Origin of the sequence: Sphingomonas changbaiensis NBRC 104936 (genome assembly GCF_000974765.1) — a bacterium.
Taxonomy (GTDB): Bacteria; Pseudomonadota; Alphaproteobacteria; order Sphingomonadales; family Sphingomonadaceae; genus Sphingomonas_B; species Sphingomonas_B changbaiensis.
In genome coordinates this window covers 80251-94101 of sequence record NZ_BBWU01000025.1, presented here as the reverse complement: position 1 = coordinate 94101, position 13851 = coordinate 80251, and the positions used below count along the sequence as shown (strand labels likewise).

Here is a 13851-nt window from a genome sequence, read left to right as displayed (position 1 = left end):
TCAGACAAAACCCTGTCCTACGCGCCCCACTCTGTGCCAAACCGCGCCGTGTCGGCAGACCGGCCGTGGGGAAGGGAAAATGTTCGTGATTCCATGTGAATGTCGTCCATGTCGTCCAGATCGTCCAGATCGTCCATTTCGCGCATGACGCGCGCTTTGCTCGCCGCGCTCGCGGCGCTGTCGCTTTCCGCTCCCGCCATGGCCCAGCAGACACTCACCCTCGAACGCATCTTCGGCAATCCGCCGCTTGCCGGCCCGACACCGCGCCTGCTGAAGCTGTCGCCGGACGGCCGCTGGCTGACCTCGCTGCGCAATCGTCCGGACGAAAAGGAACGGTTCGATCTCTGGGCGCTCGACACCAGAACGGGCGCCGAGCGGATGCTGGTCGATTCGAAAAGCTTCGGCACCGGCGCGACGCTGTCGGAAGCCGAGCGGATGCAGCGCGAACGCGCCCGCATCGCCGACCAGAAAGGCATCGTCGCCTATGACTGGAGCGGCGATTCCCAGACTCTTCTCGTGCCCCTCGACGGCGATCTCTACCTCGCTTGGCTGGACGGCAAGGTCCGCCGCCTGACCGACACCAAGACCAGCGAGCTCGACGGCACCGTCAGCCCGAAGGGGCATCTGGTTTCGTTCGTCCGCGACCAGAATCTGATCCTGCTCGATCTCGCGACCGGCAAGGAGCGGCCGCTGACGCAAGGCGGCGGGGGCACCGTCAGCTGGGGCACGGCGGAGTTTGTCGCGCAGGAGGAAATGCACCGCAATCGCGGCCATTGGTGGTCGCCCGACGATCGTCTGATCGCGGTCGAACGGTCGGACGAAGCGCCGGTCGCGATCGTCACTCGCGCGGCGATCGGCGCCGACGGCACCCGCGTCTATCAGCAGCGCTACCCCAAGGCCGGCACCGACAACGCAAAGGTCGATCTCTACGTGTTCGACGTCGCGACCGGCAAGAACGTGAAGGTCGATCTCGGGCCCGATCCCGACATCTACCTCGCCCGCGTCGACTGGACCAAGGACGGCAAGATGCTGCTCGTCCAGCGCGAAAGCCGCGACCAGAAGCGGCTCGACATGCTGCGTGTGGACCCCGCGACCGGCAAGTCCGCAATCCTGTTCACCGAAACGGCAAAGACCTGGATCAATCTCAACGACAATCTGAAGCCGCTCAGCGACGGCAGCCTGATCTGGACATCGGAGCGCGACGGTTTCAGCCACCTTTATCGCTGGAAGGACGGCGCCTGGACCCAACTGACCAGCGGGCCGTGGGACGTCCGCGACGTCGCCGGCGTCGATGAGGCGAAGGGGCTCGCTTATATCGTCGCCAATCGGGAGACGCCGATCGAATGGCAGCTCTATGCGGTGCCGATCAATACGCCCGGCACGCCGAAGCAGCTGACCGATTCGGGCTTCAACAACGCGGTCGAAATGGACAAGGGCGCGACCCACGCGATCGTCACCCGCTCCAGCACCGCGCAGCCGCCGCAGACCTATCTCGCCGATGCGAACGGGCAGGGCCGCCGCTGGGTGGAGGAAAACAAGCTCGCCGGCGATCATCCTTATGCGCCGTTCATGGCGTCGCACGTCGCGCCCAGGTTCGGGACGATCAAGGCGGCGGACGGCGTCACCGATCTCTATTACAAGCTCTATGTCCCGACCGGCTTCTCCGGCCCGCGCCCGGTGCTGCTCTGGGTCTATGGCGGCCCCGGCACCGGCGGCCAGGCGCGGAACGAATGGACGCGCGACCTGCCGGTCCAGCAATATCTGGTCTCGAAAGGCTGGGTGATCTTCTCGGTCGACAATCGCGGCACCGCCGATCGCGGCAAGGCGTTCGAGGATGCGATCTACCACGCGATGGGAACGGTCGAGGTCGCCGACCAGCTCGCAGCCGTCGACTGGCTGAAGAAACAGCCGTTCGTCGATCCGAAGCGCATCGGCGTCTATGGCTGGTCCTATGGCGGCTACATGACGCTGAAGCTGCTGGAGGCTGCGCCCGGAACGTTCGCGGCCGGCGTCGCGGGCGCCCCGGTCACCCGCTGGGAGCTTTACGACACCCATTACACCGAACGCTATCTCGGCGATCCGCGCAAGGTGCCGGAGGTCTATCAGCATGCCGACGCGCTGCCGAATGCCACCGCGATCCGCGATCCGCTGCTGCTGATGCACGGCATGTCGGACGACAATGTCGTGTTCGACAACTCGACCGCGCTGATGGCGAAGCTGCAGGTCGCCGCGATCCCGTTCGAGACGATGGTCTATCCCGGCTTCGGCCACGGCGTCCGCGGCCCCGGCGTCAGCGTTCACCTTTGGCGGACGATCGAGAATTTCCTCGATCGTCAGGTGGAGCAGGCACGATGACCACGCCGCCGCGGATCGACGGCCTCGTGCCGGACGCGCTCCAGCCCCAGAGCTTTCGCATCTTCCTCGAAGACTTCGACCTGCCGGTCGATATCGGCTTCCACGATTTCGAGGTTGGCACGCCGCAGCGGCTGCTGGTCAGCGTCGACGTCTACGTCTCGGCTGCCGCATTCGCGAACGAGGACAGCGCCGCGGCCGCCTGGAATTACGATTTCCTGCGCACCGAGATCCTGCGGATGACCCAGGGCCGCCGCTTCAACCTGCAGGAAACGCTGGCGCGGGAAATCTACATGCTCGTCGCTGCTCGCCAGGGCGTCACCGGCCTCAAGGTCTCGACCCGCAAGCCGGATATTTACCCCGATTGCGCCGGCGTCGGGGTCGAGATCAGCTCGTTTTGATCGGCTGGTTGCGCGTGCAGGGGCCGAGCTGCTCGATCACGAAGCCATAATCGTCGCGCGCGGATCGGGCTGCATCGGCGTCCAGGTCGCCGGTCGCGCCGGCCGGAAGCTCGCGCGGCAGGCCGCAGGCGAGGCGGTACCAGAGCAGGCTGTCCTTGGGCGGCGGCTTGGCCGCCTGGTCGACGATCTCGCCCAGGGCGACCGACCATTGCCGCTCCTGCCCGGGCCGGCTGAGGATGCTGAGCGAAATCGGCCGGTGCTCGCGCGTGGACAGGAAAATCTGGGTCTCGCCTTCGCCGGGAATCGTGCCGTCGACATGGAAGGCGCTGGTGATGCCGGTGATCGGCGGCGGCGCGTCGCTGCGCAGCGCTTCCGTCAGGATCGCGCGGACACGCTGCTCCAGTTCGGGCGTCAGCGGCATCTGCGCGTCGGGGGTGATCAGCTGCAGCTCGCCGGGCTTGCCGGGCACCGGCCGCGCCAGCAGCAGCACTTGCTGGCCCTTCAGCTTCGGCACCTTGCCCCGCGCATCGAGCGGCACGTCGGCCAGATAGCTCAAGGTCGGCGGCAGCCCGCCGGCGCCGCGAATCAGGGTGTTCGCGCTCGCCTCCACGTACACCCGCGCATGCCCGGGCGCGACGCCCGGCGCCTGCTCGGGTTTCAGCCGAATCGCTTCCGTTATGGTGGCGATCACCGCCACCGGAGCGATCAAAGCGCGGTCGGCGAGGTCGGCATAGCTGTATGTCGGGGCGGGCGAGGGCGTCTGAGCGGAGCTGTCCACCGCTGTCAGCATCACGCATGCCGTAGCGGCAATTAAGGTCGGGATACGCATCATTTCTCGCGCGTTACAGCCTGTCGGACCGGTACGACTACTCTAAAAATCCCGCTGTGGGACCACAGGTTCCGCAGCGGCGACAAAGCGTTTGCGTCATGAAAGCCTGAGCGATAGATAGCCGGGCTTCTGCCTAAAGCATAACAACAGGGGCGGAATGGACTGTACTGCGGTACCGGGTCGGCGCTCCCTTCGCTCCGCCCGTGCCGAGAGAGGGAGTTTCATTACTGAATGGCCTACGCTGACAAACAAGGCTTGAACGGTAGTAAGCTCGCGTCGATCGTTATCGTGATCCTGATCCACGCAGTGCTTGGCTATGCGTTCGTGACCGGCCTTGCGTTCAACGTCATCAAGAAGGTCGCCTCAGACCTCAAGACGTTCGACGTGCAGGAGGAGCCGCCGCCCCCCGAGGAGCCGCCACCTCCACCCCCGCCCGAGCAGAAGGTTGAGCCGCCGCCCGTGGTGACTCCGCCGCCGATCGTCCAGGCGCCGACCGTACAGGCGCCGGTGATCATCGCCCGTCCGAATCCGCCGCCGGTGTTCGTGCCGTCGCCACCCGCGCCGCCGCCTCCGCCGCCGCCGCCCGTGCCGACGGTCTCCAAGGCCGCGGGCCCCAAGGGTGATCCTTCACGCTTCGTGACGACGGATGACTATCCGCCGCGTGCGCTGCGCGAGGGCGCCGAGGGTACGACCCGGATTTCCTGGGACATCAACACGGAAGGCCGTGTCGAGAATTGCCGGGTGACGTCTTCGAGCGGCAACGCCGATCTCGACGATGCCGCCTGCCGGGCGATGACCCGAAAGGGTCGTTTCACGCCGGCGCTCGATCAGAGCGGCAACCCGATCAAGAGCACCCAGTCCCGGAACGTGAAGTGGGTCATTCCGAAGTAATGGCGGTGCTGCGGATGCGCAGCGTCGGATGTCTGAACTATTCTAGAGGATTTTACGCATGATCACTCAAATCGCTTTCCTTCAGGAAGCCGCGGCCGCCGCGCCGAAGGGCGAGAACCCGTACGGCCTCCTCCCCGCGCTCCAGCAGGGCGGTGTCATCGCCTGGTCGGTGTTCCTGATCCTGGTCTTTATGTCGATCTTCTCCTTCTACATCCTGTTCACCAAGCTGTTCGAGCAGCAGAAGATCATCAACCAGGGCCGCAAGATGCGCTCGGGCTTCTGGAACATGACCAGCCTCAAGGAAGGCGCCAACAAGCTCGAGAAGAACTCGGCCTATCGTCAGATCGTCGACGACGCGCTGATCGCCCAGGAGCAGCATGGCAAGCTGACCGATCCGGTCGAGGCGCATGACTGGATCCACGGCTCGATCAATCGCAGCCAGGGCCTGATCAACTCGAAGCTCGGCGCGGGCCTGGCGTTCCTCGCCACCGTGGGTGCGACCGCGCCGTTCATCGGCCTGTTCGGTACCGTCATCGGCATCTACCGCGCGCTGATCAAGATCGGCCTGGCCGGCCAGGCGTCGATCGACGCCGTCGCGGGTCCGGTCGGTGAGGCGCTGATCATGACCGCGCTCGGTCTGGCCGTCGCCGTGCCGGCCGTGCTTGCCTACAACTGGCTGCAGCGCCGCAACAAGTCGATCGCGGAAGACCTCGCGGCCTTCTCGAACGACGTGCTCGGCTATGTGATGTCGGGCGGCAGCGTGAAGCCGTCGAACCTGCGTCCGGCCGGTGCGCCTGCCGCGGCGACGACCGCGAAGCCGGCTGCGAGCACGACCAAGCCGGTGACCGGCTCGACGACTGCCGGCCAGACCGGCGGCGTGCAGAACAAGGCCTAACTACGGACTGGCGGGCGCTTCCCCTTCTTAGGCGCCCGCCACCCACCGTCGGAGCTTTCCGGCGGCAAGACAGGACAGGATCCTATGGCAGTTGCAGTCGGGGGTAGTGACGAAATCCCCATGTCCGACATCAATACGACGCCTCTCGTGGACGTCATGCTGGTGTTGCTCATCATCTTCCTGATCGCGATTCCGGTCGTGATCCAGACAGTGCAGGTCAAGCTCCCCAAGGTTCGTTTCGACCCGACCACGACCAAGCCCGAGAACGTCTCGCTGACGGTCCGCGGCGAAAAGGACGGATCGTGCGGCGTCTATTGGGGTCTGACCAAGGTCAATGCGAGCGAACTGCTCAACCGGGCGGTCGCCAAGCTTCGGCGTGAGATCGAGCGCCAGGGCGGCGTCAATGCGCCCGGCCTGGAGCTTCCGGAAGCCCATATCCGCGGCGACATCAACACGCCGTATCGGTGCATCGGCGGGGCGATCTACACGATGCAGCTGGCCGGCTTCAGCCGCGTCGGCTTCATTTCCGAACCGCCGCCGGGCGGCGCCGTGCAGCGCCTGTAAGGAGTAGACCTCATGGCAATGAGTGGTGGCCGCGACGACGGCGAGCCGATGATGGAAATGAACACGACGCCGTTGATCGACGTCATGCTCGTGCTCCTCATCATGTTCATCATCACCATCCCGATCCAGACCCACGCGGTGAAGATCGATCTTCCGGTCAATAGCGACAAGAACACGCCGCCGCCGATTGATCCGATCAAGAACACGGTTTCCGTCGATCCGATGGGCACCGTGACCTGGAACGGAACCCCGATCGACCTGGTGACGCTGCGTCTCTATCTCGACCGCACCCGCGCGATGAGCCCGGAGCCGGAGCTGCACGTGCAGCCCGATCCCCAGGCGCGCTACGCGATCGTCGACAACATTCTGGCGATCATCAAGCGCTCGGGCGTGACCAAGATGGGCTTTGTCGGCAACGAGCAATATCGCGCGTTCTGACCTTCGCCTGATCGAATGCATAGGGCGGGGCCGAAAGGCTCCGCCCTTTTTGTTTCACCCCTCTCCCTACAGGGGAGAGGGCGACTCGTGCCTGCGGGCGCGAGCGGGGAGAGGGTGTTGTGGTACAGCGCCAACCACCCTCTCCTAGCTCCGCTAAGCCGCTTCGCGACTAAGCTCCGCTGTTCCTCTCCCCTCAAGGGAGAGGAATGAGTATCGCAGTCCAGTGACCGACCTCCCGATCCACGCCGTGCTGCCCGACCTGCTCGCCGCTCTGCGCGACGGCAGCAGTGCGGTCGTGGTTGCGCCGCCGGGCGCGGGCAAGACGACCGCGATCGCGCCGGCGCTGCTTGGCGAGTCCTGGTGCTCGGGCGAGGTCCTGCTGCTGTCTCCCCGCCGCCTCGCCGCGCGCGCCGCGGCCGAGCGGATGGCCGAGCTGGCCGGCGAGCCGGTAGGGCGCACCTTCGGCTTCGCGACCCGCATGGATACGAGGCGCTCGGGGGCAACCCGGGTGACGGTTCTCACCGAAGGCATTTTCGTCAACCGCATCCAGGCCGACCCTGAGCTCGCCGGCGTTTCCGCCGTGCTGTTCGACGAAGTGCATGAGCGCAGCCTCGACAGCGATTTCGGCCTTGCGCTCGCGCTCGACGCGCAGGCGGCGCTGCGTCCGGACCTTCGGCTGGTCGCGATGTCGGCCACTCTCGACGGCGCCCGCTATGCCGCACTGATGGACGGCGCGCCGGTGATCGAGAGCGCGGGCCGCTCGCACCCGCTAGAGCTCCGCTATCTCGGCCGCTCGCCCGAGCTGCGAATCGAGGACGCGGTGGCCTCGGCCATCCGCGGCGCGCTCCGCAACGAGGACGGCGGTATTCTCGCGTTCCTGCCCGGCGTCGCCGAGATCGAGCGCACCGCGGAGCGGCTCGGGCCGCTGGCGGACGGCGTCGTCCTGCACAAGCTTCACGGCCAGATCGATCCGGCTGCCCAGCGCGCCGCGATTGCGCCCGCCGGTCCGTGCCAGCGCAAATTGGTGCTGGCCACGTCGATCGCCGAGACCAGCCTGACGCTCGACGGCGTTCGCATCGTCGTCGATTCCGGCCTCGCGCGCCGCCCGCGTTACGATCGCGCGGCGGGGATGACGCGCCTCGTGACCGAGCGCGCCAGCCAGGCCGCCGTCACCCAGCGCGCCGGCCGCGCCGCGCGCCAGACCGCCGGCGCGGCCTATCGCCTCTGGGAAGACGCTGCGACCGCCGGCCTGCCGCGCTTCGATCCGCCCGAAATCCTGGAAGCGGACCTGTCGCCGCTGCTGCTGGCCGCGAGCATCTGGGGCGTCGCCGATCCGCGGAGCTTGCGCTGGCTCGATCCGCCGCCCGACGCCGCCATCGCTGAGGCTCGGACCCGCCTTGCCGCGCTCGGCGCGTTCGACGGGGAAGGGCGCCCGACGCCGCACGGACGTCGCATCGCCGAGCTGCCGATGCCGCCCCGTATCGCGCATATGCTGATCGAGGCCAAACGGCTCGGCATGCTCGACCTCGCGGCCGAGGTGGCTGTGCTGCTGTCCGAACGCGGGCTTGGCGGTACCGACGCGGATCTGGAGCTGCGCCTCCAGCGCTGGCGCGGCGAACGCGGCAAGCGCGCGGAGGCGGGCAGGGGACTGGCGAAGAGGTGGGCGGCGATGATCCGGAAACAGGATCAATCGCTCGTCCCGAGCGAAGTCGAGGAGCGTGGGCGTGATGCTTCCGAGAAGCGCCCCTCGACTACGCTCGGGACGAGCGGGCTGGGGGCCGCTGTCTGTCTCGCATTTCCCGATCGCGTCTCCAAGCGGCGCTCCGCCGATGGCGCGGACTGGATCAGCGCGGGCGGTCGCGGCTTTCGTCTCGATCCGGCCTCGCCGCTTGCGCGCGCCGAGTGGTTGGCCGTTGCCGAAGTCCAGGGCGCCGCCGCGGGCGCGCGCATCTTGTCGGCGGCACCGCTCGACGAACGCGACGTCGAGGCCCTGTTCGCCCATCGCATCGAAACCGCGCGCCACGTCCGCTTCGACCGCGCGACCGGCGCCGTCAGCGCGACGCGCGAGCGGCGGCTGGGCGCCATCCGCCTGTCGTCCGGGCCCGACGCCGATGCCGATCCCGCCGAAATCGAGGCGGCGTTGCTTGAGGGCGTCCGCTTGCACGGCGTGAATCTGCTGCCCTGGCCGGCTTCGGCGGAGGCGTTCCGCCAGCGCGCGGCTTTCGCCGGCGAAGATCTTGGCGATGCGCAGCTGCTCGCCAGCCTCGACGAGTGGCTGCCGCCGCTGCTGGCCGGCAAGCGGCGCCTCGACGCGATCGCTCCCGGCGCGCTGGTCCAGGCGTTGGAGGCGCTGATCGGCTGGGACGGGAAGCGCCGCATCGACCAGCTCGCGCCGTCGCACTTCACCTCGCCCGCAGGGAGCACGCACCCGATCGATTATGGCGCCGAAGCCGGGCCCACGGTCGAGCTCCGCGTCCAGGCGCTGTTCGGTCTCGCCGACCATCCGACGGTCGGCCGCAACCGGGTGCCGCTGGTCCTGAGCCTGACCTCGCCGGCCGGCCGGCCGATCCAGACCACGCGCGACCTGCCGGGCTTCTGGCGGGGCAGCTGGGTGGCGGTCGCCAAGGAGATGCGCGGCCGCTATCCCAAGCACCCTTGGCCCGACGACCCCGCAAGCGCGGCGCCGACGCTCAGAACCAAGGCGGCCGATGCGCGACGGACTTCGTCATCGCGGCCTTGACCCGAGGTCCGCCTTACTCTTTGGGGAAGGAAGGTGGATGCCGGATCAAGTCCGGCATGACGAGGATTTGACATGGCCGACGCACGTATCTTTCAGCGCCCCAAGAACGCGACCCAATCCGGCCGCGCCCGCACCGACGAATGGGTGCTTGAATTCCTGTCGCGCGAGAAGATGCCGGTCGATCCGCTGACCGGCTGGAACGGTCTCGCAGACATGCAGGCCGAAGTGAAAGTTGTCTTCCCGACACTCGAAGCGGCCAGGGTTTATGCGGACAAGCACGGCGTCAGCTACCATGTCGTGCCCGCGCCGCAGCCGAAGCTGAAGCTTCAGGCCTACGCGGATAATTTTAGGTAGGATTCCCCTCTCCCTACAGGGGAGAGGGCGACTCAGGCCTGCGGGCCTGAGCGGGGAGAGGGTGCTGGGCTCCGAAGCGTCACGCCAACCACCCTCTCCTGGCTTCGCTAGGCAGTCCTTCGACAAGCTCAGGACTGCCAAGCTACGCCGATCCTCTCCCCTCAAGGAAGAGGATTGAAGAGGCCAGCAGCAACAGCAGCTTCACATCGACGAAGCAGCCCTCCGCCCGCTTGCACGCAACGAAGGATGGCACTTCCGCCACCGGGACCCGGTGCACGGTGATCCCTTCGTGTGCCTCGCCGCCGCCGTCGCCGACCTTGGTGAGGCCATGCGCCTTCACCAGCGTGAACGTCTCCGAGACCATGCCGGGCGACGAGGCGAAGCGGCCGATCACTTCGATCCGTTCGGGGCGATAGCCGGTCTCCTCCTCCAGCTCGCGCGCGGCGGACTCTTCGACCGTCTCGCCCTTGTCGACGTCGCCGACCAGGCCGGCCGGCAGCTCGATGCATGGGCCGCCCAGCGGAACCCGGTTCTGCTCGACCAGCAATGCGTACCCGTCGTCGATCGCGACGATCACGGCTGCGTGGATGTTGTTCGCGCGGCCGACGAATTCCCAGCGGCCCTTGCGCTTCGCCTCGATATATTTGCCTGCCCAGACGGTTTCGATCGGCGCGTCGTTGTCGCTCATAGCTGGATCAAACGGTCGGGCAGCTCATTCGGATCAGTGCCGGTGTGCGGAAAATGCGTCGCGAGCACGTCGCCAATCTTTCCGATCGCCGCGGCAATGCCGTCGCCCGGCCGTCCCGCGCGAACGCCGTCCAGCAGCGCAACCATCGCCTCGCCCCATTCCTCGCCGCCGATCTTCGACTGGATGCTTTCGTCGGCGACGATCTCGGCCCGCCGCTCGGCCAAGCTCAGATAAACGAGCACGCCGGTTCGCGTCGCGGTGCGGCGTTCGGTGCCGACCTGGAACAGCATGATCGCCCGCCGCCGCACGCGCCGCGCCTTGGTCGCATGCGGGGCGAGGGCAAGCTTCACGCGCGGGATGCGAAAGATCAACCAGCCGATCACGAACGCGCCGGCCGTCTTCAGCAGCAGATAGGTGGTGATTAGCCGGAGCGACGGCTCGCGGGCCCAGGGGTCGATCAGCGTCGCGACCCAGTGGAGCATGCCGGGAAAAGTCGCAAACCAGGCGAGCGGCAGCAACGCCAGCAGCAGCGCCCAGTGCAGCGTCACATCGGCATAGCTGTCTGATTCCGGCGCGATCACGGCTGAAATCTCGCCATCGGTGCGTGCTTCGGCCGCGCGGATCGCCCGCGCGACGAGGGCGTGATCGTCGGGTGTCAGCATCACCATCCTCCCGACGCGCCGCCGCCGCCGAACGAGCCGCCACCGCCGCCCGAAAAGCCGCCGCCGCCCCATCCGCCGCCGCCACCACCGCCGCCCCAGCCGGAACCGCCGCCGCTGCTCCAGCCGCCGCCGCGACGGCCGCTGCTCGCGATCTCGCTCGCGACCCACAGCCAGACCGGCCAGTTGCTGCCGCTTCCATAGCGCCGCGCACCCCAGGGGCCGGCACGCCGGCCACGCCCGCGCCGCATCGACGAGAAGATGAACACAGCGACGATGATCCAGAAGATCAGCCCGATGGGAATTCCGCCACCGCCCGATCGGTGCTGGCTGGACGCGTGCGTCCGGTCGAACTCCTGGATCGCCTTTGCCTGCGCAGCCTTGGCCTCCTCGTCCGGCATCGAAAGCTGCTGGATGATGGCGTCGGCGCCAGCGTCCAGTGCCCCCGGAATATCGCCGTTGGCCTTCAGGATCGGCATCATCTTGGTGTTGATGATCACGCTTGCCAGCGCATCGGTCAGCACCGGCTCCAGCCCATAGCCGACCTCAATCCGTGGGCCGCGCTGGCCGGCCGGATTATTCGGCGCGATGAACAGGATCACTCCGTTGTCGACGTCCTTCAGCCCCACGCCCCAGGCGCGGCCGAGGCGGTATCCATAATCCTCGAGCGGATAGCCCTGCACGTCCGCGATCGTCGCGACGACGAGCTGACGCCCGGTCTGTTGCTGGAACGCCTGCAGCTTCTGCGTCAGCGCTGCTTCGCGATCGGGCGGGATCACGTTCGCGTCGTCGACGACCAGTCCGGTGAATTTGGGAAAGGTCTGGGCGAGGGCAGGGGAGGCGAACGCGCTGAACGCCGCTAGAAAAAACGCAAGCCACCAGAGCGGTTTGGGCTGAGCTTGTCGAAGCCCTCCCTTTCTCTGCTGCCAGCCAGAAGCGAAAAGGGAGGCCTTCGACAAGCTCAGGCCGAACCGGGCTGAGATCACCAGTTCAACTCCAAACCAAATTGGTCACTTCCCGAAATCGACCGTCGGCGCGACGTCGGCGTTCGGCGTGGTCGCCTGGAACGGCACCAGCGGCTTGGCGCCGTGCACCAGCTTAGCGCCGATCATGTCCGGGAAGGTGCGGATGCGGGTGTTATACGCGCGCACCGCCTCGTTATAGTCGCGGATCGCGATGTTGATGCGGTTCTCGGTGCCTTCCAGCTGGCTCATCAGCGTCTGGAAATTCGCCTGGCTCTGCAGCTGCGGATATTGCTCCTGCAACCGCTGGAGCGGGATGATGCTGGCGGACAGCCGCGCCTGCGCCTCGTTGAAGCGCGCCATCGCCGCCGGGTCGCTCAGCTGGTCGCCGGTCACGTTGATGCGGGTCGCGTTCGCGCGCGCCTCGGTCACGTCGGTCAGGATCTTCCCTTCCGATGCCGCCGCGCCCTTCACCGTCGCGACCAGGTTCGGGATCAGGTTGGCGCGGCGCTGATAGGCGGCCTGCACGTCCGCCCATTTCTCCTTGGCGACCTCCTCGGAGGCGGGCACCGAGTTGATGCCGCAGGCGGAAACAGACACGGCCAGCACGGGCGCGGCAAAGGCGGCGAACAGGCGAGAATTCATGCGTTCCTCCAGGTGTATTGCGCCGGGAATACACCAGCCGTGCCACGCCCGCAATCGCCCTTGCTTTCATGGCCGTAACGATGGAGCGTGAGCCTGCGTTCCGCAGACGGGGAGGGAGGGTGATGTTCAAGGAATTCCGGGAATTCATCAACCGCGGCAATGTGCTCGATCTGGCCGTCGCCGTGATCATCGGCGCCGCGTTCGGCAAAATCGTCACGTCGCTGACCGACGACATCATCATGCCGGTGATCGGCAAGGTCTTCGGCGGCCTCGATTTCTCCAGCTATTTCATCGCACTCGGCCCGGTGCCGCCGCAGTTGCGCGGCTCGACCGACTATCTCGCGCTCAAAAAAGCCGGCGTGCCGCTGCTCGGCTATGGCGAGTTCGTGACGCAGGCGGTCAATTTCCTCATCCTGGCCTTCATCATCTTCCTGCTGGTCCGCGCCGCCAATCGCGCGTTCCGCAAGGCTCCGGAAACGGTGGCAGAAGCGGCGGACGTCACGCTGCTGCGCGAAATCCGCGACTTGTTGAAGGCGCGCGCCTGATGGCCTATATCGGTCGTCGCCGGCTTGCCGGCTATGGCGATAAACTGCGGCGTGTCATAGGCGCAGCGGACCCGGGGGCAGTACCCGGCGGCTCCACCAGAAGCTCGTTTCGACGGGTTCCTGACGGGGCCGAACCAGGATCGACGTGTGTTGAAAAGCGCAGCTTTCGCTCGGAATGGGACCACCGTGACGGCCCATACACAAGTGCCAACGATAACGAGGCGCTCGCGATTGCGGCCTAACCCAGGACCTCACGGTCTAGGTTAGTTCTGACAAAAGCGCGGTCCGGGCCGCACCGGGCAACAGAAGCGGATTCCAGCGGTACGGGAGGCACCGGGCAACAGAAGCCTCCCACTTCCTCGGCTAACCTGGATCAGGGAACTTCCGGCCCGCGTCGCGCGCTCTGTTGCGGCAATTCACGTGGAGGCGGAAATGGTTAGGCTGTCCGCACTACTGATCTCCCTGGCTCTGCTCGGCGCATGCAGCAGCAGCGGCAGGGACAAGATCGCCGACAAGGTCGAGGACAATGCCGACAATCGTGCCGCCGCGATGGATCAGGCGAGCGACGAGATGACCAACGCGCTCAGGGCAGATGCCGTCCAGCAGCAGGCGAACATCGTCCGCAGCGCCGGCGAGGACCGTGCGCAGGCGATCCGGGATTCCGATCTCGATGCCAACGCCTTGACCAGGGAACAGAAAAACGCGCTGATCGCCGGACGTCCGACGGGAACGCAGGCCGGGCATCCGCGTTAAACCCTGGTCACTCGCAGAAGAGACAAGAACCCGAGACCTTTCGGGTCGCAAGGTGGCCGGCGTTCCAACAGGGGCGCCGGCCATTTTCATGTCCCGAGCCGGGCGGTTGAAAGATACGCTTTCTTCATTGGATGG

General features: G+C 66.7%; 16 protein-coding genes and 1 other RNA gene. 11 read left to right on the top strand and 6 right to left on the bottom strand.

All coding sequences use genetic code 11. The features are described from left to right. Positions 1-17: 17 nt before the first annotated feature. Positions 18-146, bottom strand: a complete 129-nt coding sequence (locus tag SCH01S_RS17330; protein ID WP_281174965.1) for a hypothetical protein — start codon at positions 144-146, stop codon at positions 18-20. Here SCH01S_RS17330 and SCH01S_RS06325 point away from each other — a divergent pair. Both SCH01S_RS06325 and SCH01S_RS06320 read left to right on the top strand, forming a co-directional pair. After that, positions 145-2355 (top strand): S9 family peptidase, encoded by a 2211-nt coding sequence (locus SCH01S_RS06325; RefSeq protein WP_046347933.1) that lies wholly within the window; start codon positions 145-147, stop codon positions 2353-2355. The two genes, SCH01S_RS17330 and SCH01S_RS06325, sit on opposite strands and share 2 nt — an antisense overlap. Then, positions 2352-2753, top strand: coding sequence for a dihydroneopterin aldolase (locus SCH01S_RS06320; protein ID WP_046347932.1), 402 nt, complete (start codon positions 2352-2354; stop codon positions 2751-2753). The genes SCH01S_RS06325 and SCH01S_RS06320 overlap by 4 nt, the downstream gene beginning before the upstream one ends. Here SCH01S_RS06320 and SCH01S_RS06315 read toward each other — a convergent pair. Beyond that, positions 2740-3543, bottom strand: coding sequence for a hypothetical protein (locus tag SCH01S_RS06315; RefSeq protein WP_245612173.1), 804 nt, complete (start codon positions 3541-3543; stop codon positions 2740-2742). The genes SCH01S_RS06320 and SCH01S_RS06315 overlap by 14 nt on opposite strands. 270 nt (positions 3544-3813) lie before the next feature. Here SCH01S_RS06315 and SCH01S_RS06310 point away from each other — a divergent pair, with 270 nt between their 5' ends. The 6 genes from SCH01S_RS06310 (at position 3814) to SCH01S_RS06285 (ending at position 9464) form a co-directional block, all read left to right on the top strand. Then, positions 3814-4473: an energy transducer TonB gene (locus SCH01S_RS06310; RefSeq protein ID WP_046347931.1), complete on the top strand. Its 660-nt coding sequence runs from the start codon at positions 3814-3816 to the stop codon at positions 4471-4473. A gap of 58 nt (positions 4474-4531) precedes the next feature. Beyond that, the gene (locus SCH01S_RS06305) at positions 4532-5368 is read left to right on the top strand and encodes a MotA/TolQ/ExbB proton channel family protein (protein WP_046347930.1); all 837 of its coding nucleotides are present in this window, start codon (positions 4532-4534) and stop codon (positions 5366-5368) included. Positions 5369-5452: 84 nt separating this feature from the next. After that, the gene (locus SCH01S_RS06300; RefSeq protein ID WP_046347929.1) at positions 5453-5932 is read left to right on the top strand and encodes an ExbD/TolR family protein; all 480 of its coding nucleotides are present in this window, start codon (positions 5453-5455) and stop codon (positions 5930-5932) included. A 12-nt stretch (positions 5933-5944) separates the two neighbouring features. Next, the gene (locus SCH01S_RS06295; RefSeq protein WP_046347928.1) at positions 5945-6370 is read left to right on the top strand and encodes an ExbD/TolR family protein; all 426 of its coding nucleotides are present in this window, start codon (positions 5945-5947) and stop codon (positions 6368-6370) included. A gap of 223 nt (positions 6371-6593) precedes the next feature. Continuing rightward, the gene (gene hrpB / locus SCH01S_RS06290) at positions 6594-9110 is read left to right on the top strand and encodes an ATP-dependent helicase HrpB (protein ID WP_046347927.1); all 2517 of its coding nucleotides are present in this window, start codon (positions 6594-6596) and stop codon (positions 9108-9110) included. A gap of 72 nt (positions 9111-9182) precedes the next feature. Next, entirely contained in the window at positions 9183-9464 is a 282-nt protein-coding gene (locus SCH01S_RS06285) for an NADH dehydrogenase ubiquinone Fe-S protein 4 (RefSeq protein ID WP_046347926.1), read from the top strand. Positions 9465-9606: 142 nt separating this feature from the next. Here the strand turns inward: SCH01S_RS06285 and SCH01S_RS06280 are convergent, their stop codons facing one another. The 4 genes from SCH01S_RS06280 to SCH01S_RS06265 are packed head-to-tail and all read right to left on the bottom strand — an operon-like array spanning position 9607 to position 12418. Further along, positions 9607-10152, bottom strand: a complete 546-nt coding sequence (locus SCH01S_RS06280) for an NUDIX hydrolase (RefSeq protein ID WP_046347925.1) — start codon at positions 10150-10152, stop codon at positions 9607-9609. Beyond that, the gene (locus tag SCH01S_RS06275) at positions 10149-10814 is read right to left on the bottom strand and encodes a TPM domain-containing protein (protein ID WP_245612172.1); all 666 of its coding nucleotides are present in this window, start codon (positions 10812-10814) and stop codon (positions 10149-10151) included. Before SCH01S_RS06275 ends, SCH01S_RS06280 begins: the two co-directional genes overlap by 4 nt. Continuing rightward, positions 10814-11797: a TPM domain-containing protein gene (locus SCH01S_RS06270; RefSeq protein ID WP_369385526.1), complete on the bottom strand. Its 984-nt coding sequence runs from the start codon at positions 11795-11797 to the stop codon at positions 10814-10816. Before SCH01S_RS06270 ends, SCH01S_RS06275 begins: the two co-directional genes overlap by 1 nt. Before the next feature lie 24 nt (positions 11798-11821). Then, on the bottom strand, positions 11822-12418 hold the full coding sequence (locus SCH01S_RS06265) for a LemA family protein (RefSeq protein ID WP_046347923.1): 597 nt from the start codon (positions 12416-12418) through the stop codon (positions 11822-11824). A 122-nt stretch (positions 12419-12540) separates the two neighbouring features. On the opposite strand from SCH01S_RS06265, the gene mscL reads away from it, so the two are divergent. From mscL to SCH01S_RS06255, 3 genes are all read left to right on the top strand, one after another. After that, positions 12541-12963 (top strand): large conductance mechanosensitive channel protein MscL, encoded by a 423-nt coding sequence (mscL, locus tag SCH01S_RS06260; RefSeq protein ID WP_046347922.1) that lies wholly within the window; start codon positions 12541-12543, stop codon positions 12961-12963. Further along, positions 12942-13280, top strand: a transfer-messenger RNA (tmRNA) gene (gene ssrA, locus SCH01S_RS16040). Before mscL ends, ssrA begins: the two co-directional genes overlap by 22 nt. 115 nt (positions 13281-13395) lie before the next feature. After that, a complete protein-coding gene (locus SCH01S_RS06255) occupies positions 13396-13716 on the top strand; it encodes a hypothetical protein (protein ID WP_046347921.1) in 321 nt (106 codons plus the stop codon). Positions 13717-13851 lie beyond the last annotated feature (135 nt).